Source organism: Anaerotignum faecicola, assembly GCA_024460105.1.
Taxonomy (GTDB): domain Bacteria; phylum Bacillota; class Clostridia; order Lachnospirales; family Anaerotignaceae; genus JANFXS01.
The window spans coordinates 123,312-144,983 of the sequence record JANFXS010000004.1; the positions used below are offsets into that span (position 1 = coordinate 123,312).

Consider the following 21,672-nt stretch of genomic DNA (forward strand, 5'->3'; position numbering starts at 1 on the left):
GCTTTAACACAGCTATTGCGCCGCTAACGTATGTTAAAACCGTGTGTGCTCTTGTAAAATGAAGCTATCTACATCATATATAATTCTGCCATAAAGCCCGTTCAAAAGTTCCTTAATGAATTGAACGTATGTAAACTTGCCGCCGTTATGCTTATAGGCAACCGCCGTTTTGAATATTTCCTTTTCATAATGCTCTATATATTTGTCTGAAAATATGTCGACGCCGTTTTTGCCTTTTAAAACGCCTTTAAACTCATATTTATATTGATATTTATTGACAATATCCATATAGAACTTATCGTCGGGTTTACGTCTCCCTTTGCCGGAGCTTGAATTATTCAACGATCCTTTCTTTCCGACACTTCCATGATACATGATGTCAACTTCTTTGTCAATATCTCTGTCCGACGCCCTTGAATTTTTCTTTGTGCGGCTGTCCGAAAGATCCGCAAGGCTTATAGCTTGTTTCAGCTTGCTTTCTTTTGCCCCGGTATACCCCGAAAGCTCATACAGCCCGTTTAAAAATCTCTTAAGCGTATCGCGCCTGCCTGACGGCACATAACGAAGTAAAGGCGCGTATTCCTTCAAATCCCGCAATATTTCCCCGGCAGGTTTTGAAACGTCATTATTAATTGATTTTATGCTCCTGTAGTAATTAAAAGCGTTCGCCTTTTTTGTTAACTGCTTAATTACAAGATCCGAATTAAGATCGTTCAAATATTCTGCCGTGCCTGCAATCATACCGTTTTTACCTTTAAGTTCCTTTGCCCTTTCAATAGCCATAAAAATCCTCCTTTTATAATATAGGCCGCCGCCTTTTAACAGGATTAATATACTATCAAAGAGCCCTCTCTCGGTTACCCTTTTTATACGGCTTAAATTTGAACGGCTTACAACGGCAATTTCAGTTGGCTTATATAAAAGCAAGTATGCGTATTCCGATTTGAACAACAAAAAATTTCTCCATGATAAATCAAAAATTCAAAAACGTCATCAGAAATTTAACGGCGGGCAAAAAGCATGAATGTGAAGCCGAAACCGTATAGGAGGCTTTTGGCGCCGCTTTTAGGTCACTGATGACGTTTTTGGCCGCGTACTTTCAGTTTACAAGGGCATACACGCTCCGCATGGCAAATTTTTCTGCTCTTTGGCGTTGCAAATACTTGGCCGGCCTATGGGAAAGCCTGCATATTTGCGCCTTGAATAACAAAAAAATTTCTCCATGTGGAGTCAAAGAGTTGAGAACATCATTAGCGGTTTAAGAGCAAGGAAAAAGCATGAAGGCGTAGCTAAAGCTACGTCAAAGGCTTTTGACGCCGCTATTGTGCCGCTAATGATATCCTCAACCGTGTATGCCCTTGTAAACTGAAGGTATGGTTTCATAATCCGAAAATGTTTTTTTGCAAAAGCAAAACCGCCCGCCCCCGGCCCGGTTTCTAAAAACACGGCAAAATCCATGTTTTTAAAAACAGCCGAAAGCAGACGGTTTCCAGCTTCATACATCGGTATCGGGCAAATTCCGTTATGCCGACACCGCATAATCCTACAACCTATTCTATATTAAGGCCACATTCCAAAGGGGGGCTTGGAAGAGCCTTTTATAACTTATTCTCAGCCTTTGAAATTGAACCCGGCTTCAAGGGCTTTTATGTTCGGTTCCACAAGCGCCGGTTTCATCTTAGCCGCAACAACGGCTTTAGCATCTTCAAGGTCAACAATGTGGAGCGTTTTAACAACTGCTCCAAGGGCTACCATATTGGCCGATTTTGCCGTCGCAACCTCCGTCGCAATTTCCGTGAAAGGTATTTCAAGCACGTTAATATCCGTCCTCGACGCTTTTTTGCTAATCATAGAGCTGTTTACAATAAAAGTGCCGCCCGGTTTAACTTTGCCTTCATAGTCGTCGAATGATTTTTCATCCATAACAAGTATAGTGTCGGCCATGCTTATGATAGGGGAGCCCATCTCTTCGGAGATTACAACCTGGCAGCTTGCGCGCCCGCCCCTTTTTTCCTGTCCGTATGCAGGTGAAAGCGTAACATTAAGGCCTTTTTTCGATGCGGCTGTACAAACCATTTTTCCCATAAGGATTGTACCCTGTCCGCCTATTCCAGAGAAAATAATTTCACTTTTCATAATCATTTGCCCTCCTCTTTTGGCGCTTTAAATACTCCCAACGGGAATGTCGATAAAACTGTGTTGTCAACCCATTTAAGGGCTTCAACAGGTTTTACGCCCCAGCCTGTAGGACATGGCGAAACAACTTCCACAAAGCTTAACCCTTTGCCTTCAAGCTGATATGTAAACGCCTTTTTGATAGCGGCTTTCATTTTCCTTATGTTCGCAGGAGTTGAAACCGTAACCCTTTCGCTGTAATAGCATCCCGGTATGCCGGCGATAATTTCGGCCATGTTAACAGGATGTCCCGTAAATTCCTCGCCGCGGCCATAAGGCGACGTTGTTGTATGCTGACCCATAAGCGTTGTAGGAGCCATTTGTCCGCCCGTCATGCCGTAAATAGCGTTGTTTACAAATACAACCGTGAATTTTTCTCCCCTGATTGCCGAGTGCATAATTTCGCTCATGCCTTCCGAAACAAGGTCGCCGTCGCCCTGGTAAACGATTACAAGGTTATCCGGAGTCGCCCTTTTAACGCCTGTGCCTACAGCAGGCGCACGTCCATGAAGAGCGCATATGCTGTCAACCTTAAAATATTTGTCGGCATAAACAGAACATCCTATAGGCCAAACGAAAACAGCCTTTTCCTGTAAATTCATTTCCTCAATAAGTTCGCCGATAACCCTGTTTATAATTCCGTGGCCGCAGCCGCCGCAGTATTTCATGTATTCGTCTGTAAAAACATCCGGTCTTTTATATACTATACTCATTTTTTCCACCTCCTAAGGTTAATTACTTATAAAGTTCAACAAGTTTTTCGCAAAGTTCAACAGGAGTCGGTGTAATGCCGCCGAGCCTTCCGTAGAATGTTACGCTGTCTTTATCTTTAACTGAAAGCTTAACGTCTTCAACCATCTGTCCGGCGCTTAACTCGACAACAAAGAATTTTTTATCGTCAAGGCCTTCAAAAGCTTTTTCAGGGAACGGCCAAAGTGTGATAGGCCTTATAAGGCCAACCTTTAAGCCCTGCTCTTCCGCAAGCTTCATAGCGGACATGCATACGCGGCTTAAAACGCCGTAAGCGACTATTACAACGTCTGCATCTTCAACGTTGATAGCTTCCCATCTTTGTTCGTTTTCTTTAATTTTATTGTATTTTGCCTGTAATTTAAGGTTAAACTGTTCCCACTGTTCAGGGCCGTCGCCGCATGTGGTGATGTCGTTGTGCGGCCTGCCCTTAGCGCCGTCTACTGCCCAAGGCTGCCTTGCCGGGCCTTCCGTCCTTTCCGGAAGCACTACGTTTTCCATCATCTTTGACAATGTGCCGTCGCTTGCAACAACAACAGGGTTGAGGTATTTTTCCGCAAGCTCAAACGAAAGCGGGGCAAAATCCGCAAATTCCTGAACCGAATAAGGCGCAAGCACAATCGTCCTGTAATCGCCGTGGCCGCCGCCTTTTGTAAGCTGGAAATAATCCCCCTGCGCTCCGAGGATCTCCCCGTCGGCCGGACCCGGACGCATAACGTCGACAACAACGGAAGGAAGGCTTGCGGCAGACATATAGCTCATAGCCTCGCATCCAAGGGAAAATCCCGGGCCGCTTGTAGCCGTCATGCCCCTTTTGCCTGTAGCCGCAACGCCCGCAATCATATTGAAAGCGGCAACTTCAGTTTCGGCCTGTATAAATGTCAAACCCTCCGAAGGAGCTTTTTTAGCATAGTATTCCGGCATTTCGCTTGAAGGCGTAATAGGATAGCCGAAGAAAAATTTGCAGCCGGAGCGGATAGCGGCTTCTGCAAAGGCTTCATTTCCCTGCATAAAAACTTTTTCACCCATTTTTATTTCCCCCTTAAATTAAACGTCTTTTTCAACCATTATTGCGCCTTCCGGACATACGGTTGCGCATATTCCGCAAGCGATGCAGTCCTTAAGGTCAACGGCTTCAACTGCATAGTAACCTTTTTTATTAACTGTAGAGCTTTTTGCAAGGATAGTTTTTTTCGGACAGAACGTCATGCAGTATTCGCATTCCTTGCACATTTCACGGTCAACTGTTACACGGTTCATAACTTTCACTCCTTTTGGCATGTAGGGTTTCCTTTAGACATGCCCGGTATGGCCCCGGGCGGCTTAATATGTTCAAACGGAATTCATATTCCGTTCTAAATATAAGAACACCTTTCTAATTAATTTTTATGCCTTAATTATAATAAGTATACATATTCACGTCAATAATATTTTCAACAGAAAATTTCAAAATTTTTCTTTACTTTTTTAGTCAAAATCTATATAATGATATATGTATTCTATTATTTAGAACATAAAATATGAAAGGAGACGTCTTATGGCCCGCCCATATTTAACAGGATATACTCCCAAATATCCGGTGCAGACATTAAGCAAAGCCCTTGATATAATTGAATATTTAAAAAACAACAATACAGCCGAGGGCGTAAGCATCAGCGAAATAAGCAGGGAGCTCGACATGGCGAAAAGCGGTGTGCACCGCCTTTTGGACACATTGATGGCATACGGCTTTGTTGAGAAGGTGGAAAACGCCGCCACAACATACCGTCTCGGCTGGGGGCTTTTCGACGCCGGAAACGCCGTGCCCAAACAGCACACGCTTAACGGCGCAAACTACACGCCGCTTTTGGAACGGCTCTGCTCAACATTTAACGAAACCGTTAACCTAGGGGTGCTCAACAGCCGCGAGGCGGTTATATTATGCAAAATGGAACCCGATATAAAAATAAGGACGAACGCGCAGGTAGGCGAACGCGAGCCGCTCTACGCCACGGCAATGGGCAAGCTTTTCTTATGCGATTTTACTGATAAGGCCATTGAGGAATACTTTGCCGCAGCCGACACAAGTTCCCTTGCCCCCAACACCATTACGAACGCCGCCGATATGAAAGAAGAACTGAAAAAAGTGAGGCGGTTAGGCTACGCCATGGACAACGAGGAATTTTTTGAAGGCATGATATGCTGCGCAATGCCGGTTAAGGACTTTACGGGGAAAACCGTAAGCGGAATAAGCGTAAGCGGCCCCGCCAAAAGGATGGAGGGCATAAAGCTTGAAGAAATACGCGCCGAGCTTAAAAAAGTATGTTCGGAAATTTCGGCCTTTTTAGGATATTGCGGCGAAACCGTCTGAGGCTTTAACAGAGAAGAAAACCCGCTTTATGTTTGGAAATATTAATTTATAAGCCGTAACAGCGACGTTTAAACATAAGAGTTCAATATTATATAAGCCGCCGAACGGCGGCACGGGCATATGGCGACGGGATTTGACATTTTTCATAAGGCCGTTAAGACTCCCCCATACCCAAGGGAAATTTTACGCATTCCTTTGCTGCATACGTTTGCCGTAGGATCCGATATGCCGGCGCATAAGCGCCTTGAACTGCAAAAATTTTCCGTTCAGCTGGACAAAGGCCGCCGCGTTTCTTACAATAAATTTAGCTGAATATTTCAAAAGGAGCGGGTAATATGGATAAGCAGGATACGGCCACAACATTATACAGCAGTTTTAAATCCGAAAAAGAATATCTTGAAATGCTTGAGGCGGCCATTGATCTGTCTGAAATCGGCTACCTTATTACGGATGGGGAATGTAACGTTATAAAAATAAACCCGGCTCAAATCCGGATTACGGGCCAGGCGCCGGAGGTGAATCTGGGCAGAAACATGCGCGATGTGGAAAAATCCGATAAATCCCCGTCCGCCTCGGTAAAAGTGAAAAAAAGCGGCGCGCCTGTCAAGCTGGAACAGCATATTGTAAACGGGAAAAGCTATCTTGTTTACGGCATACCTTATTTCGGCAAAGACGGAAAACTTAAATACATAATCAATAATCTCATTGATTCCACAGAAATAAACAGAACCAAAGAAAAACTGAAAAATATACAGTCGGCCAATGAAAAGCTGAATGATAAAGTAAAGGAGCTTAAAAACCAAATACAGATTGAAAGCAAAATTATCTACCGAAGCGACGCGATGCACAATATGCTGCTTTTGTGCCAAAAAGCCGCGCAATATGACGCCGCCGTCCTTATATTAGGTGAATCGGGGGCAGGCAAAGAACTTGTTTCGGAATATATTTTTGAAAGGAGCCGGAGAAGCGGCGGTACATTTTTAAAAATAAACTGCGCTTCAATTCCCGAAAATCTATTGGAATCGGAACTTTTCGGGTATGAAGCAGGCTCTTTTACAGGCGCGAACAATAAGGGCAAAAAGGGGCTGTTGGAATATGCCGATAAAGGCACGTTGCTGCTGGACGAAATAGGCGAACTTCCCATAAAGCTCCAGGCAAAATTACTGCGTTTTTTACAGGAAGGCGAGTTTTACCGTGTCGGCGGCAGAAATCCCGTATATGCAGACGTGCGGATTTTAGCCGCTACTAACAGAAATTTACAGGAAATGATTGAAAACAAAACTTTTCGCGAAGATCTTTATTATAGGCTTAATGTAATTCAAATCCGCGTTCCGTCGCTAAGGGAACGGAAAGAGGATATACCTCTTTTGATACGGCATTTTACAAAACAATTTAACGAAAAGTACGGCTGTAAGAAAACTTTCAGCATTGATGCCGTGGAATTTTTCCAGCATATATCAATGAAAGGCAACGTCCGCGGCCTGCGCAACAGCGTGCAAAGGCTTCTTATGCTGTGCGAGAACGACATAATAAATGCCGTTGATGTTGAAATGATACTTTCGGATGAAGAAAAAATTATTATGCCGCAAAATAACACGGGGCTTAAAGAAATTTTGGAAAACTGCGAAGAAAAAATACTGCGCCAGTATGCTGCCGTTTACAAAACGGAACAAGCTCTCAGCCGTATACTTAAAATAAGCCAATCTACCGTATCAAGAAAACTGTCGAAATACGGCATACGCAATATCCAAAAATGAATATAATATCCGTTTTTGAATAATATAAAATCGTGGCCTAACGGGATTAAATTTTATTAAATATAAAATTTTGTAGAAAAATCTGCTTGCCGTTATTAGCCGCGTTTTTTATTTATATATTTTTGATAAATATATTTGTTCTATATACCCCCTAAATATCAAAATAATATATAATCAGTTATATTTTAAATCAAAAAATCCATTTTTGCATAAATATATCTTGAAAAAACGGCGTTTATATATACAAAATGCCGCCATTGTGCGTTTTCCATATTGGCATGCGGATTGCTGTATATACAAACGTAACATGTTGCCGCCGTTAGAGATAGGAGGGAATCTTATGAACAGTCTTATAAATGCAGATAATACCGTAGGAATTTGGATGGTCATGTGCCTTTACGTTGTTTTTGCCATGTATGCGGAACGCCATTGGAATTGGTCCAAAAAATATGCAAATGCATGTACGCTATGCCTGATTGGAGGCGCGGCCCTCTGCACTGTGGGCATACTGCCGCCGGAGTCCCCGGCGTATGCGCCCGTTTCGGACTATGTGGCTCCATTGGCAATACCAATGCTCTTGTTTAACGCCGACTTAAAAAAAGTTGCGAAACAAAGCGGCAGGATGACGGTTATATTTATAATCGCCTGCGCCGGAGTAGTGGGCGGCGCAATAATCGGTTCCGCGTTATTATATAAAAATATACCCGAAATGCATAAAGTGGCCGCATTAATCACGGGAAGCCAAACGGGAGGCGCGGTAAACGTGGCCGCTATGCGGGAAGTTTTCGGCATAAGCCCCACAATGTTTACGATAACTTATCTGGCCGACAACATTGCTTTCGTTATAACTACATTTGTTATGCTTACCCTGCCCGCCGTACCGCTTGTACGGAAGTTTTATAAATGTTCTTATCCTGTAAACAGCGTCGAACTGGCGGCAGAAGAGGGCGAGGAAGAAACCGGCATAACGTCTTTCGGTATAATCCAGATTTTCGGCATTGCTTTTGCAATATTATTTGCGACCGATATTTTTACCGGGTTTGTAAACGGCACAAACGCCCCAAACCTGGTTAAGCAGCTTTTTGGGCAGAGATATTTGATAATCACGCTTATATCTGTTATACTTGCAACTGCTTTCCCAAAATTTATGGGCAGTTTAAAAGGCGCGTATGAATTGGGGATGATGTTTTTAAGCTTTTTCTTTATTTCTTCAACCGTTTCGGCAGATATGAAAGAAATGTTTGCACAGGGGCCGTACCTTTTTATATTCTGTGGGATTACGTTCCTTACACAGCTTGCAGTGCTTCTGGGCAGCGGGAAAATATTCGGCTTTACAATCGAAGAAATGGTTATATGCTCAAATGCAAGCCTGGGCGGGCCCAGCACGGCGGCCGCTGTTGCCGGGGCTAAAGGGTGGAAGGATTTAATAACCCCGGCAGTGCTGGCAGGCGTTTTGGGATACATACTCGGAAATTATTTCGGCGTGTTTGTGGGAAACACGGTATTAAATTTATTCGGAGTATAGCATGCAACGCTCGAAACATGGAATTGGAGGTTTTCATATGAAAAAAAGGGCAAGGGATTTAGGGATCCCTTTTGAAGGCATATGCGGCAGATACAATGCCATTACAGACGTAAAGGGGGTTGAAGTGGGAGTATGCACTGTTATTAAAGGGGAACCGGAGCTTTTAACGCCGGTTGATTCCGACTTTGCGCGTACAGGCGTAACGGCCATACTTCCGCGCGGGAAAAAGCGCAGCGCCGTTTTTGCGGGCCGCCACGATTTAAACGGCAACGGCGAGCTGACGGGAAGCCATTGGATTGACGATTCCGGATTCCTCCATGGCCCTGTTATGATAACAAATACAAACAGCGTCGGTATTGTAAGGGATACTACGGCCAAATGGATGATACAAAACAAATTTTTCTATCCCACATATAAGGACGGGAAGGAAATAGAACGCCTGGGATATTTTTATCCCACTGTGGGGGAAACGTACGACGGCGTTTTAAACAACATAACAGGTTTTAACGTAAAAGAGGAACATGTGCTTGAAGCTTTGGAAACGGCAAAATCCGGGCCGGTGCCGGAAGGCAACGTCGGCGGAGGAACAGGAATGCGCTGCCATATGTTTAAAGGCGGCACGGGAACATCGTCACGCGTGCTTTTGCCGGAGGACGGCGGATACACTGTAGGGGTTCTGGTACAAGCCAACCACGGCACAAGGGAAAAATTTGAAATAGCCGGCATACCTTTCGGAAAAGAGGTTAAAAATGCGGAGCCCATTATAAACACATACGACACAAATCCGGGCGACGGCTCTATTATAGTTGTTGTCGCAACGGACGCCCCCGTACTGCCGTGGCAGCTGAAAAAAATATGCCGCCGCGTTACAATCGGAATAGGACGGCTGGGCGGCGGTTACGAAAACGGTTCCGGCGATATTTTTATAGCTTTTTCAACAGCCAACGAAGACGCTTTCAGCTATACTTCCTCTAAGGTGGAACTCCTGTCCGACGAAAAGCTCAACCCAATATATAAGGCCACGGCCGAGGCCGTTGAGGAATCTATTGTAAACGCTATGGTAGCCGCCGAGGATATGGTGGGAAGGGATCGGAATTTTGTTCCCGCCATACCCCACAGCGAAATAGTGCGTATATTGAAAAAATACGGCAGATATACGGAGTACGGCAAAAAATAATCCCTTCCGTATAAACGGCGTAATATGGAATTGTTCCTCGGCCCTGCCCATGTTGAGGGACCGTTATGGCCGCTTTAGGTAAGCCATAGATTAATCCCGCATATCCGAAAATCGGCGGATGAATAATTTCAGATTAACAAAATGATACGGAAGGCGCATAAGCCCATTAAAAACTTGATATATAAAAAAGCCCCTTTACAGCAGAATGAAAAACGTACTGTCCCCGCAATTTAGGGCAGGCCGCGCCTTCATAGTACAAAAAGGGGCTTTTTATTCGCCTTTATTAAATATGGCGTGTATGGAAAATATTTTTGACGTACCTCCGTCAACCGCGCATAAACAAAAAACGGTGCGGTCCGGCAGAATTATAAAACCCTAACGGACTGCCGGCGTTTTTGGCTGTATTTAAAATCAGCGGCTTATACGGTAACAAAAAATATTACCGTTTCTATAGGGCTATCCCATTTCAAAACCGCGCTTAAACGCCGATATATTAAGCTCTTCGGCTTTCCGGGGGACCTCTTCTCTGATAAGCCTTTCCCAGTCTGTGCCGTCGAGGCCGAGCCTTTTTGCAAGGGCTCCCAGGAGCGCTATGTTCATACATTTTGCGTTGCCAAGGCTTTCCGCAATGCCGAATGCATCTATAACGTATGTGTTTTCAACTTTATTTTTGTATTCCGCAATTATATCTTTCGGATATTCCGCCGCCCCTATGGCAACGGTAACGGGCTGAAGCTCGTAGTTGTTGACAATGAGCGCGCCTCCTTTTTTTAAGCTTGAAAGGCATCGCAGGGCTTCGCATTTCTCGAAAGATACTATAATATCGGCGCAGCCTTCTTCAATGACGGGGCTTGACACCTTTTTTCCGTACCTTATCTGTGTCGTAACTGTGCCGCCGCGCTGGCTCATGCCGTGTATTTCGCTCATTTTAACGTCCAGGCCTTTTTCCATTATAGCCTTTGCAAGTATTTTTGAAGTTAATATAGTCCCCTGGCCGCCTACGCCTATAAGGAGTATGTTTTTAATTTCCATATTGTTCACCTACGCTTTCTATCGCGCCGAACGGGCATACCTGCATGCATATGCCGCAGCCGTTGCAGTTTACGCTGTCAATCGAAACCTTTCCGTTTAAAGCCAAAGCCGGGCATCCCGTTTTAAGGCACTTTTTACACGCCACGCATTTATCGGCATTTACGGCGCATTTCATTTTTTCGCGCTTTTTAATTATGGGCTTTAAAAGGGCGCATTCACGTTTTGTTATTATAACGAAAGGTTCGTCGGCTTCGTATCCTTTCCTTAGCGCTTCGGCGGTTTCCGCAAGGTTATAGGGGTCGCATACAAGTATGTTTTCTTTTTTTATCCCGCATGCAAGACAGAGGGAAGGTATATTTACGGCGGGCGCCGGTTCTCCCGTTATTGTTTTTCCCGTGCCGGGGTTTTCCTGATGGCCCGTCATGCCGGTTATGCTGTTGTCAAGTATTATCATTGTTATGTCGGCTTTATTGTAAACGGCGTTTATAAGCCCCGTTACTCCCGAATGGAAGAAAGTGGAATCGCCGATAATAGAGAACGTCTTTGTAAACGTGTCTGCCCCGCTTATTTTCGAGGCCTTTTCAAACCCGTGGGCAACCGTAATCGCCCCTCCCATACATAAAAGGGAATCATGGGCCGAAAGCGGGGCGAGGGCTCCGAGGGAATAACAGCCTATATCGCCGCTGAAATACGCTTTATCGGCATATTTGCCAAGTTCATAGAAAAGGCCGCGGTGCGGACATCCGGCGCACAGCACAGGCGGGCGCGGAGGAGCCGAAAGACGTGTTGAATATGATTTTTCAAGCCGTCTGCCCGTGAGCTTTTCGCGTATAAGCTCCGGGGAAAATTCGCCGCAAAGAGGAAAAAGGCTTTTGCCCGTGCATTTTATGCCAAGCCCTTTAACAAAGTTTTCCATATATGGATCGCCTTCTTCGATTATGTAAAGCGTTTCAACCTCGGCGGCAAAATCCTTTATAAGTTCGTCGGGCAAAGGGTATGAAAATCCTATTTTCAAATAGCTTGCGTTCTCTCCCATAACCTCGCGGGCATACTGATAGCTTACGCCGTTGGCTATTATGCCGATTTTTTTGCTGTTGTACTCGATTTTGTTAAAACCGCCTTTATTTGAAAGATCCCTCAGCTTCGGAAGGCGTTCTTCTTCTATAAAAGGATGACGGAGCCTTGCGTTTGCCGGCACCATAAGCATATTTTTAATATCCTTTGTAAATTCCCGTAAAGGGGGTATCTCCCTTGCGCCCGTTTCAACCACGGATTTTGAGTGGCATATACGGGTTGTAACCCTCATTAAAACGGGAGTGTCGTATTTTTCGCTTATTTCGAAAGCGGCCTTCATAAATTCCAGACATTCCATACTGTCGGCAGGCTCCATCATGGCAGTTTTCGCAAGAGGAGCGTAATGCCTGTTATCCTGCTCGTTTTGCGACGAATGCATGCCGGGCTCGTCGGCGGATACAACGACAAAACCTCCGTTTATACTGTGATAAGCGTAGCTTGTAAACGCGTCCGCGGCAACGTTAAGGCCGACGTGCTTCATGGCGGCGAAACTGCGGACCCCTCTTGTAGACGCGCCCGCCGCAACCTCGCATGCGACTTTTTCGTTTACGGACCATTCGGCGTAAACGCCGTCGTATGCGGAGAAATTTTCCATTATTTCAGTGCTCGGCGTACCGGGATAAGCCGCCCCGACAAGGACCCCCGCTTCGTAAGCGCCGCGGGCAAGCGCTTCGTCGCCGGTCATAATCGTTCTGCTCAATTCTGTTCCCTCCTAAAAATTCCTTATTCATTGAATATAATGTTACACTAAATTCGGGTTTTTTACAATAAAAATGAACGGAAGGGAAAAACCGCATGGCGTAGTTGCAGGGAGTATATTAATCCGGCGGTTTATTTAATATTTTCCGATATTGAAGGAAACGCGTATGCGTTTCGGATGAAAAATCGACGTTTAACGTTTTGTGTTTTGGATGTTGGCGCATACCCGTAAAAGGCAATATCCCATATTCCTTCAATTTAATCTGACGGTATAAAACCAAATGGAAAATTTTTCCTTGTGGGGCGTGGATACCATTGTAAACTGAAGCTATGGAAACTGTAAATAAAAAAGCGGTGAATACACCGCCTTTAAAATTATGATATTTGAAAAATTCAGTTTAATTTACGCTTTTTATCAGGCATAAATATAGTAACTATTTTATCAAACAGGAGCAAATCTGCTTCTGAGAGGGATTTTAATTCTATTGATATTTCATTTATAAGGCTGTTATTATTTGTAACGGCATATTCCATATTTGTATAAGCCAAATCATCTAAGGATACGCCGAGAGAATTGGAAATTTTACAGATTTTTTCCATGCTTACGGATGAACTTTCAGAAACCCCGCCATGCTCCAGACCGTGTATATAGCTTTCGGAGATGCCCGTAAGTTCGGACAGCTTTTTTATGGAATATCCTTTTGAAAGACGGTATTTTTTAATTTGCCTGCCGATAATTTTATTGCTGTATTCTTTCAACCTCTTCACCCTGCGTTTTTAAAGCAATTAATACCTCGTATAGTTTTATAAGCAGATCGGTATCGTCCGATATTGACTTTAATTTTGAAATTACTGACAACTCCAATACTGATGAATCTTTAAGCGGCACACAGTTTAACAGCTGGGATATGCTGATTTTCAGGGCGTTTGCAATGGATATTACAGTTTTAAAGTTCGGTATCCTGTTGCCGTTTTCTATATTGCAGTAGTATTGGTAATTAATGTTTGCCTGAATAGACATCTGAAATTTATTATATCCCGCAGCCTTCCTTAGAATTTTTAAGTTTTTACAGAAAATGCCGTAACCGAATACCATTTATATCACCCATGGTTTTTGCGGAATTTATCCATGAATTCAAAATATGATTTTAAATGTTCGGGCTCCGCCGTTTCTAAAATATCGGATAGTAATGATAGGTCCTTTGCCGGAAGGCCGTTTAATTTTCCCGTTATATCCCTTATCAAAAGCGGTTCGGTTGTTTGTTCGTCAAAGAACATCGAAGGCGTAATGCCGAAATAATCGCAGATATCTAAAAAGCTTTCCATAGTAGGCAGTATTTTTCCCGAAGAAATGCTGTAAATATAATTGTGTGCTTTTCCGAGGCGGAAACTCAATTCCCGTTCCGAAATGCCGCTTTCCATCCTTAATTTTGTTATCCGGTTTCCGATAAAATTTTTATCCATAAGAATTTGCTCCAAAAATAAAATTGCCCCTAACCATACTTTTTATTATACGGCATCAGGGGTTCAGGTTCATAATTTTTAAAATTGTATATTATAGTTATATAGCTTGATTAATAATTTAATAAATGTTATTATTGGTATGATATAATTTTATAATATATAATTATTTCAAAATTTATAAAAAATATAATTTATAAAAATAGAATTTTATAAGGCGGTGATGTATTTTATGTCATTATTTTCAAAAAGGCTGGCTATTATACTGGAAGAAAAGAACATAAGCATAAACAGGCTTTCGGCATTGGCCGAAATTGATGCAAGCCGTATAAACGGCTTTAAAAGCGGAGATGCAATTCCCGATATGGACGAGCTTATACGGCTGTCGGATATCCTTGGCGTAACTATTGATTGCCTTGCAGGCAAAATGCAGGCCTGCAAAGGATTTAATAAAAAGTATGCTTTATACAACGATTTAACGGAGCTGAGGGCGTTCCTTCTTCTGGCAGTGGAAACAATAGGCCGTATTTTGGAAACGGAAGGTAAAAATACGATGCAAAAAAATAACGGTTATAAGCTTAAATAATAAATGTATGCTTAAATGAAAAAGCAAATGCGCCGCCCGGCAAGGTTGATTTTCCCGCCGCGCGGCGCATTTTAAAACGCTGATTTTTTATTTCCCCTGTATTTTCAAATCCTTTGCCAAAACGGCGTCAACAGCCTTTATGACTGTGCTTTCAAAGCCGTTGTCCTCGAGGGTAAAAATGCCCTCGATAGTTGTGCCGCCCGGCGAGCATACCTGATCCACAAGCTCCCATGGGTGTTCGCCGCTTTTAAGCACCATTTCCGCGCTCCCCAATACAGTTGACGCGGCTATTTCAAGAGCCTGCTTTTTAGGCATGCCCGCCTTCTGCGCCGCCCTTGCCAGCGTGTCTATATACAGATATGCAAAAGCGGGCGACGAACCGGCAACCGCGCCGAAAACGCTGAAAAGGTTTTCGGATATTTCGCTTATAGTTCCTATGGAACCGAATATTTTTTCCACAATCTCCGCATGCTCCGCCCCCGCGGCGTTATTCAGGCAGTAGCCGCTTGTGGCTTTAAGCGCTTTTGCGTTAATGTTGGGCATAACCCTTGCGATAGGCAGGCCGTTTCCAAGCGCGCTTTCGAGATATGCTATGGTTTTGCCGACGGCTATGGATATGACAAGCGGGCGTTTTTCGCCTATGTCATCCTTTACCGAGCCGATTATCGCGTCAAGCACGTTAGGTTTAACGCCCAATATTATAACTTCGCTTTTTGCTGTAACTTCTTTCTGGCTTAGGCATAGGTTAACTCCGCAGGAAGTTTTAAGGTTTTCCGCCGTTTCGGCGTTTTTCTCGTACACGTTTATATTGCCGCCGTTTACGCCGCTTTTAATCATTCCGGCAATTATTGCCCCGGCCATATTTCCTCCGCCTATAAATCCGTATTCCATTTTTATTCCCCCTTTAATATATATGGGAAGTTTAGCAGTTTTTCAGACGTTTTTCAAGAAGGGCGGGCAAGTTATTTACATTATGCGGGAAGCGGCGACGGCAAGGTAATTTTAACTTAAATTACTGAAAAACAGCCGCCTATTTTTGTAATACGGTTTATTGCAATAGGCTTTTCGGTGTGGTAAACTTAAATTCAACACATTTTTACAATGTTATAATAATACGGGGAGAAAAAGGAGTGTTTATGATGAGTTGCAAGGAAAACTGCGCTCTCGCGTCGGCCGCCGCCCTTGAAAAGGCCGGGATTGACGTAAGCCTTTTAAATCCCGTGCTTGAAAAGTACGGGAATACGGAGGGGAGCCTTATCACGATTTTGCAGTCGGCACAGGAAATATACGGCTATCTGCCGGTTGAGCTTTTAAATTATATAGCGATTAAAACGGGCGTTAAACCGGCGAAAGTGCTTGGCGTAGCCACATTTTACGCACAGTTCAGGCTTTCGCCCGTAGGAAAATATCTGATTATGCTCTGTCAGGGCACCGCATGCCATGTCAACGGTTCCGAAGGCATTGAAACGGCCCTTTGCGAGGAGCTGGGAATTAAGGAAGGCGAAACAACTCCCGACGGGCTTTTTACGCTTAACAACGTGGCCTGTCTCGGCTGCTGTTCACTTTCCCCCGTTATGATGATTAACGGCGAAACCTACGGCGCCCTTACCCCCGCGAAGGCTAAAGAAATTATTGCGGAAATAAGGCGGAAGGAGGCGGAAACAAAATGAAAATAATAGTGGGCAAAGGCAGCTGCGGCATTGCCGCCGGGGCGAATAAGGTTTCTGAATCCGCCGAAAAATATATAAAGGAAAAAGGCCTTGACATACCCGTAACCGTTACGGGATGCATTGGCATGTGCTACCTTGAACCGATTATCGACGTTGTGCGCGATGACGGCACAAAAACCACATATGTTAAGGTAAACGCCGAAAGCGTAAAGGAAATTATAGACAGCGAGCTTAAAGGCGAAACAAACAAGGATTATGCCATAAGCGAAGAGGACGGCGGGATACTTAAAAAACAGACAAGGATCGCCCTCAGGAACTGCGGCATAATAGACCCTGAAAATATTGACGAATACATGTTAAAGGGCGGCTATAAGTCCATTGAAAAATGCGTCGGGGAAATGACTCGGGACGACGTTATAAACGAAATAAAGGTTTCGGGCCTTGCGGGCCGCGGCGGTGCGGGCTTTCCCACATGGTTTAAATGGAACGCCGCAAAAAATGCAAAAGGCGATAAAAAATATACGATCTGCAACGCCGACGAGGGCGACCCGGGCGCATTTATGGACAGGGCCGTTATCGAAGGCGATCCGCATACGCTTATTGAGGGCATGCTTATAGGCGCATACGCCATGGGCAGCGACGAAGGCGTTGTGTATGTCCGCGCCGAATACCCCCTTGCCATAACAAGGCTTAATAACGCCATTGAAGAGGCGCGGGAAAAAGGTTTCCTCGGCAAAAATATATTCGGAAGCAATTTCAGTTTCGATCTCCGCATAAAAGCGGGGGCTGGGGCTTTCGTATGCGGCGAGGAAACGGCCCTTATAGCTTCCCTTGAAGGCGAAAGGGGCATGCCGCGGTTAAAACCGCCTTTCCCTGCCGAAAAAGGTTTCTGGCAGAAGCCTTCAAACATAAATAACGTGGAAACATACGCAAACGTGCCATGGATAATTGCCAACGGCGGGAAGGCCTTTTCGGCTATGGGCACGGAAAACAGCAAAGGCACGAAAGTTTTCGCCCTTACGGGAAAAATCAAAAAAGGCGGCCTTGTCGAAATACCTATGGGCGCAAAAATTAAGGACGTTATATACGGCGTGGGCGGCGGCATTAAAAACGATAAAGCTTTTAAAGCCGTACAAATGGGCGGCCCAAGCGGCGGCTGCGTTCCCGCCGAGCTTATTGAAACGGTAATCGACTACCGCTCGCTTGCGGCTACGGGCGCAATCATGGGAAGCGGCGGCATGGTAGTTATGGACGAAACCACATGCATGGTTGACATGGCAAGGTTTTTCCTTGACTTTACATGTAAGGAAAGCTGCGGCAAATGCGTTCCGTGCAGGCTGGGCACAAAACGCATGCTTGAAATACTTACGAGGATTACTGAAGGCAAGGGAAAGGACGGCGATATAGAACTGCTCGAAAACCTTGCGAACCAGATTAAGGCGTCGTCGCTGTGCGGCCTCGGCCAGACTGCCCCCAACCCCGTTTTAACAACTCTCAGGTATTTCAGGAACGAATACGAGGACCATATTTATAATAAAAAATGTACGGCGCATCAGTGCAAAAGCCTTGTTAAATATGAGATTGATAAGGATAAATGCATCGGCTGTACAATGTGCGCAAGAAACTGCCCTGTAAACGCCATAAGCGGCAAGGTTAAGGAAACTCACGAAATAAATCAGGATATATGCATAAAATGCGGCAAATGCGAAACAAGCTGCAAATTCGGGGCAGTTAAAATAGATTGAAAGGGAGGGATTTAAATTGTCTAAATTAAGGCTTAACATAAACGGAAAAGAAGTTACGGGCTTTGCAGGCCAGACCATATTGGAAGCGGCCCGGGAAAACGGCATTGACATACCTACCCTTTGCCATGACGAAAGGGTTGCCGTATACGGCGCATGCGGGCTGTGCGTTGTGGAGCAGGAAGGGAACCCGAAGCTTTTGCGCGCCTGCGCAACGGCCATAAGCGACAATATGGTTATAAATACAAATACGGAAAAGGTAAAGGAAAGCAGGAGGACGTCGCTTGAACTGATACTGAGCGACCATACGGGCGACTGCCGCCCGCCGTGCGCCCTGAACTGTCCGGCGGGAACGGACTGCCAGGGATATGTGGGCATGGTTGCAAACGGCGAATATAAAGAAGCCGTTAAAATAGTGAAGGAGGTTTTCCCGTTCCCAAGCTCAATCGGCCGCGTGTGCCCGCACCCGTGCGAAACGGCATGCCGCCGCCAAATGGTTGAGGAACCTGTTTCAATAGCTTTTATAAAAAGCTTCATAGGCGACAAGGATCTTGCAAGCGGTTCGCCTTATATGCCGCCTGTGGGAGAGCCTACGGGCCGCACCGTAGCCGTTATAGGCGGCGGGCCGGCGGGGCTTACGGCGGCTTACCAGCTTAGGAGAAAGGGCCATGACGTTACCGTTTTCGACGCAATGCCGAAAATGGGCGGTATGCTCCGCTACGGTATACCGGAATACCGCCTTCCAAAGGAAGTGCTTCAAAAGGAAATAGACCTTATTGCCTTAATGGGCGTTAAAATGCTCAACAACATCAAAATCGGCAAGGATCTTTCCTTTGACAGCATAAGGGAAACGTACGATTCGGTACTTATAGCCGTAGGCGCATGGACAAGCATGAAAATGGGCGTTAAGGGCGAGGACAACATAAATGTCCACGGCGGCATAGACTTTTTGAGGAAAGCCGCTTTAAATGAAGAAATAATCGTCGGAAACGACGTTGCGATAGTAGGCGGCGGCAACACGGCCATGGACGCATGCCGCACGGCCGTGCGCCTGGGTGCGAAAAACGTATACTGCGTATACAGAAGGACAAGGGCGGAAATGCCCGCCGAGGATATAGAAATAAAAGAGGCCGAGGAAGAGGGCGTCGTATTTAAGTACCTTACAAACCCTATTGAGATTGCGGCTAATGACGACGGAAGCATCAAGCATGTGCTTTTGCAGAAAATGGAGCTTGGCGAGCCTGATGAAAGCGGCAGGAGGAGCCCGGTTCCCGTGGAAGGCGCAACAGAAGAACTTAAGGTAAGCGCGGTTATAATGGCGTTGGGCCAGAAACTGGATCCTTACGGCCTCGACGGCGTGGAGCTTACGAAAAAAGGGACTGTTTCGGCTGACGAAACAACTTTCAGGACAAACCTTGAGGGCGTTTTTGCGGTGGGCGACGCCACAAACAAAGGCGCGGGCATAGCCATTGCGGCCATAGGCGAAGCCGAAAAAGCCGCGAAAGTTATTGACGCATATCTTAACGGCGTTGAAATATCATATAAAAAACCATACCTTGTGGAAAGGCACGATCTCACTGCCGAGGACTTTGCCGACAGGCCTAAAATGCCCCGCACATGCATGGGCCATCTTCCGGCCGAGGCAAGGAAAGATAATTTCAATGAAGTTAATTACGGTTTTACCGAAGAACAGGCTGTTAACGAAGCAAAAAGGTGCCTTGAATGCGGCTGCCACGATTATTTTGAGTGCAAGCTTATAAAGCGTGCAAACGAAATGGACGTAAAGCCCGAAAAATATGAAGGCGAAAACCATAACAGGACGGTTGACAACAGCCATCCGTTTATAGACAGGAACCCTGACAAATGTATCCTTTGCGGCCTTTGCGTGAGGGTGTGCGATGAAGTTATGGGACGCACGGCCCTCGGCCTTGTGGATAGGGGCTTTGATTCCATAGTTAAGCCGGCGCTTGACATGCCGCTTAAAGAAACGGACTGCATAAGCTGCGGCCAGTGTATAAATCTCTGCCCGACGGGCGCTTTGGGCGAAAAGCTTACAGCGGCAAAACGCGTTCCGCTTAAAGAGGAAAGTACGGAAACCACATGCGCTTTCTGCTCCGTAGGATGTAAAACCTCATTAAAAACAACGGGCGGCTCAATCGTTAAAAGCAGGCCTGACGATGCAAACGGCGGCACATTGTGCGTGCGCGGGCGTTTCGGCTTTGAAACGCTTACGGGCGACAGGATTACAAAGCCTATGGTGCGCAAAAACGGCGTGTTGACGGAGGTATGCTTTAAAGAGGCGGCTATGTTTGCGGCCAAAAAGCTCCAAAGCACGGTTATCAGGGGCGGCAAGGCGGCCGCCGCCGTCGGAGATAAACTTACAAACGAAGAGATTTATTTAATAGATAAGTATTCAAGGGAAGCTTTAGGCAGGCCTGCCGTAAGTTTTTCGTCTGATGAAAGCGGTTTGAAGGAAGTCCTCGGCGTTGACGGAGGGCTCAATAAAATAGAAGAACTCGTTTCAACGGATCTTATCGTCCTTGTGGCAACGGATCTCATGAAAGGGCATGCGTCACTCGGCGTTAAAATAATCGAGGCTAAAAAGCGCGGCGCAAAAATAGCCGTTATAACAAACGACTGCGACACAACGGAATGTACCGATTGGGCGGACATATGCCTTGAAACGGACAACAGCCTTGCTGTGCTTAAAGCCGTTATTAAGGCCGAAACGGCGCTTGGCGCAAAAGCCGACGAAGAACTTTTGAAATCTGTTGAAAATGCAGAAGTTACCGATGAAATAAAGGCCTTTGCGCAAATGTTTAAGGACGCCAAAAAAGCAATGGTTGTGTTTGAACAGTATAAGCTTACAAAGGATGCGGCTGTCGCCGTAGCCGATATGGCCGTGCTTGGCGGCCATGCATACGGCGCAAGGAACGGAATAATACAGGTTAAACGCAATGTGAATTCTCAGGGGCTTGGCATGCTCGGCATCGGAAAGGCCGACGTATTGTCATTAAACGCAATGATTATATTCGGCGAGGATGTAAAAGAAGATCTAAGCGGCCTTGATTTCCTTGCTGTGTGCGACACTTATCTTACGGAAACGGCGAAAAAGGCCGACATTGTGATTCCTCTCGTTTCCCTTGCGGAGTCGGACGGCACAACCGTAAGCTGCGACGGCGCTGTAAACAGCGTGCATGCCGCTATACCGCCTCTTTCAAAAAGCAATATAGAAATTATAAAAGATATTGCCAACGTAATGGGTGAGAATTTTGAATATGCAGACCATAAAGAAGCGTTGAGGGAAATGGAAAGAAACGGGGCGCTTAATAAAGGGACCGTCGGCATATCCCTTAAAGCTGTAAAAGACGGTGCGCTTCTTCGGGAAACGGCAAATACAAACGCCGCCGCAAATGTATTTAATTCATTCCTGAAAAGGGAAGGAATACTGTAAGCTGAAGTATGCAAAAAACAAATTTTGTCCGTTAAGGGCGGTTAATGGTTAAAGTTTTGCATAACCGCCGGCGGGCAAAAACAACGCTAAACAAAACGCGGGTTAACCTGACGGGTTAAAAGACGGAATTTAAGTTTTTTTGTTCCCGTTCGTCGTGTTAAGGCAGTTTGAATAACGGACGAAAGTTTTGCTGAAGGCGCAGGATTTAAAACGCGGCGCG

The 21,672-nt window shown here is 45.3% G+C and carries 20 protein-coding genes; 8 read left to right on the plus strand and 12 right to left on the minus strand.

Going from position 1 to position 21,672, the window contains the following annotated elements:
* Window positions 1-33 precede the first annotated feature (33 nt).
* The 6 genes from NE664_07750 to NE664_07775 all read right to left on the minus strand — a co-directional run bounded on the left by NE664_07750 (window position 34) and on the right by NE664_07775 (window position 4,185).
* On the minus strand, window positions 34-783 hold the full coding sequence (locus NE664_07750) for a hypothetical protein (protein MCQ4726548.1): 750 nt from the start codon (window positions 781-783) through the stop codon (window positions 34-36).
* 447 nt (window positions 784-1,230) lie between these two features.
* Window positions 1,231-1,539: a hypothetical protein gene (locus tag NE664_07755; protein MCQ4726549.1), complete on the minus strand. Its 309-nt coding sequence runs from the start codon at window positions 1,537-1,539 to the stop codon at window positions 1,231-1,233.
* 72 nt (window positions 1,540-1,611) lie between these two features.
* Window positions 1,612-2,136 carry a 2-oxoacid:acceptor oxidoreductase family protein gene (locus tag NE664_07760; GenBank protein ID MCQ4726550.1) on the minus strand — a complete coding sequence of 175 codons (525 nt, stop codon included), beginning with the start codon at window positions 2,134-2,136 and terminating at the stop codon, window positions 1,612-1,614.
* Window positions 2,137-2,138: 2 nt separating this feature from the next.
* Complete coding sequence (locus tag NE664_07765) at window positions 2,139-2,888, minus strand: thiamine pyrophosphate-dependent enzyme (protein ID MCQ4726551.1); 750 nt, start codon at window positions 2,886-2,888, stop codon at window positions 2,139-2,141.
* Between the two features lie 22 nt (window positions 2,889-2,910).
* Window positions 2,911-3,954, minus strand: a complete 1,044-nt coding sequence (gene vorB / locus NE664_07770) for a 3-methyl-2-oxobutanoate dehydrogenase subunit VorB (GenBank protein MCQ4726552.1) — start codon at window positions 3,952-3,954, stop codon at window positions 2,911-2,913.
* Window positions 3,955-3,972: 18 nt separating this feature from the next.
* Entirely contained in the window at window positions 3,973-4,185 is a 213-nt protein-coding gene (locus NE664_07775) for a 4Fe-4S binding protein (GenBank protein MCQ4726553.1), read from the minus strand.
* A gap of 277 nt (window positions 4,186-4,462) precedes the next feature.
* Here NE664_07775 and NE664_07780 point away from each other — a divergent pair, with 277 nt between their 5' ends.
* From NE664_07780 to NE664_07795, 4 genes are all read left to right on the plus strand, one after another.
* Entirely contained in the window at window positions 4,463-5,275 is an 813-nt protein-coding gene (locus NE664_07780; protein MCQ4726554.1) for an IclR family transcriptional regulator, read from the plus strand.
* A 335-nt stretch (window positions 5,276-5,610) separates the two neighbouring features.
* Complete coding sequence (locus NE664_07785) at window positions 5,611-7,032, plus strand: sigma 54-interacting transcriptional regulator (protein MCQ4726555.1); 1,422 nt, start codon at window positions 5,611-5,613, stop codon at window positions 7,030-7,032.
* Window positions 7,033-7,372: 340 nt separating this feature from the next.
* Window positions 7,373-8,557: a DUF819 family protein gene (locus tag NE664_07790; protein ID MCQ4726556.1), complete on the plus strand. Its 1,185-nt coding sequence runs from the start codon at window positions 7,373-7,375 to the stop codon at window positions 8,555-8,557.
* Between the two features lie 37 nt (window positions 8,558-8,594).
* Window positions 8,595-9,734 (plus strand): P1 family peptidase, encoded by a 1,140-nt coding sequence (locus NE664_07795; GenBank protein MCQ4726557.1) that lies wholly within the window; start codon window positions 8,595-8,597, stop codon window positions 9,732-9,734.
* Window positions 9,735-10,190: 456 nt separating this feature from the next.
* On the opposite strand, the gene NE664_07800 is transcribed toward NE664_07795, so the two are convergent.
* The 5 genes from NE664_07800 to NE664_07820 all read right to left on the minus strand — a co-directional run bounded on the left by NE664_07800 (window position 10,191) and on the right by NE664_07820 (window position 14,003).
* Window positions 10,191-10,766: an indolepyruvate oxidoreductase subunit beta gene (locus tag NE664_07800; GenBank protein MCQ4726558.1), complete on the minus strand. Its 576-nt coding sequence runs from the start codon at window positions 10,764-10,766 to the stop codon at window positions 10,191-10,193.
* Complete coding sequence (gene iorA, locus NE664_07805; protein ID MCQ4726559.1) at window positions 10,756-12,525, minus strand: indolepyruvate ferredoxin oxidoreductase subunit alpha; 1,770 nt, start codon at window positions 12,523-12,525, stop codon at window positions 10,756-10,758. The genes NE664_07800 and iorA overlap by 11 nt, the downstream gene beginning before the upstream one ends.
* Before the next feature lie 407 nt (window positions 12,526-12,932).
* Window positions 12,933-13,298 carry a helix-turn-helix domain-containing protein gene (locus tag NE664_07810; protein ID MCQ4726560.1) on the minus strand — a complete coding sequence of 122 codons (366 nt, stop codon included), beginning with the start codon at window positions 13,296-13,298 and terminating at the stop codon, window positions 12,933-12,935.
* On the minus strand, window positions 13,279-13,635 hold the full coding sequence (locus NE664_07815) for a helix-turn-helix domain-containing protein (GenBank protein ID MCQ4726561.1): 357 nt from the start codon (window positions 13,633-13,635) through the stop codon (window positions 13,279-13,281). Before NE664_07815 ends, NE664_07810 begins: the two co-directional genes overlap by 20 nt.
* 5 nt (window positions 13,636-13,640) lie before the next feature.
* Entirely contained in the window at window positions 13,641-14,003 is a 363-nt protein-coding gene (locus NE664_07820; protein ID MCQ4726562.1) for a helix-turn-helix transcriptional regulator, read from the minus strand.
* Window positions 14,004-14,232: 229 nt separating this feature from the next.
* Between NE664_07820 and NE664_07825 the strand changes: the two genes are divergently transcribed.
* A complete protein-coding gene (locus NE664_07825; GenBank protein ID MCQ4726563.1) occupies window positions 14,233-14,586 on the plus strand; it encodes a helix-turn-helix domain-containing protein in 354 nt (117 codons plus the stop codon).
* Window positions 14,587-14,673: 87 nt separating this feature from the next.
* On the opposite strand, the gene proC is transcribed toward NE664_07825, so the two are convergent.
* Window positions 14,674-15,477, minus strand: a complete 804-nt coding sequence (gene proC, locus NE664_07830) for a pyrroline-5-carboxylate reductase (GenBank protein MCQ4726564.1) — start codon at window positions 15,475-15,477, stop codon at window positions 14,674-14,676.
* Window positions 15,478-15,725: 248 nt separating this feature from the next.
* Between proC and nuoE the strand changes: the two genes are divergently transcribed.
* From nuoE to NE664_07845, 3 genes are read left to right on the plus strand one after another with little or no spacing between them, the layout of a single operon-like run.
* Entirely contained in the window at window positions 15,726-16,256 is a 531-nt protein-coding gene (gene nuoE, locus NE664_07835; protein ID MCQ4726565.1) for an NADH-quinone oxidoreductase subunit NuoE, read from the plus strand.
* On the plus strand, window positions 16,253-18,001 hold the full coding sequence (locus tag NE664_07840) for an NADH-quinone oxidoreductase subunit NuoF (GenBank protein ID MCQ4726566.1): 1,749 nt from the start codon (window positions 16,253-16,255) through the stop codon (window positions 17,999-18,001). The genes nuoE and NE664_07840 overlap by 4 nt, the downstream gene beginning before the upstream one ends.
* 16 nt (window positions 18,002-18,017) lie before the next feature.
* A complete protein-coding gene (locus NE664_07845; protein ID MCQ4726567.1) occupies window positions 18,018-21,452 on the plus strand; it encodes an FAD-dependent oxidoreductase in 3,435 nt (1,144 codons plus the stop codon).
* The last annotated feature ends 220 nt before the right edge of the window (window positions 21,453-21,672 follow it).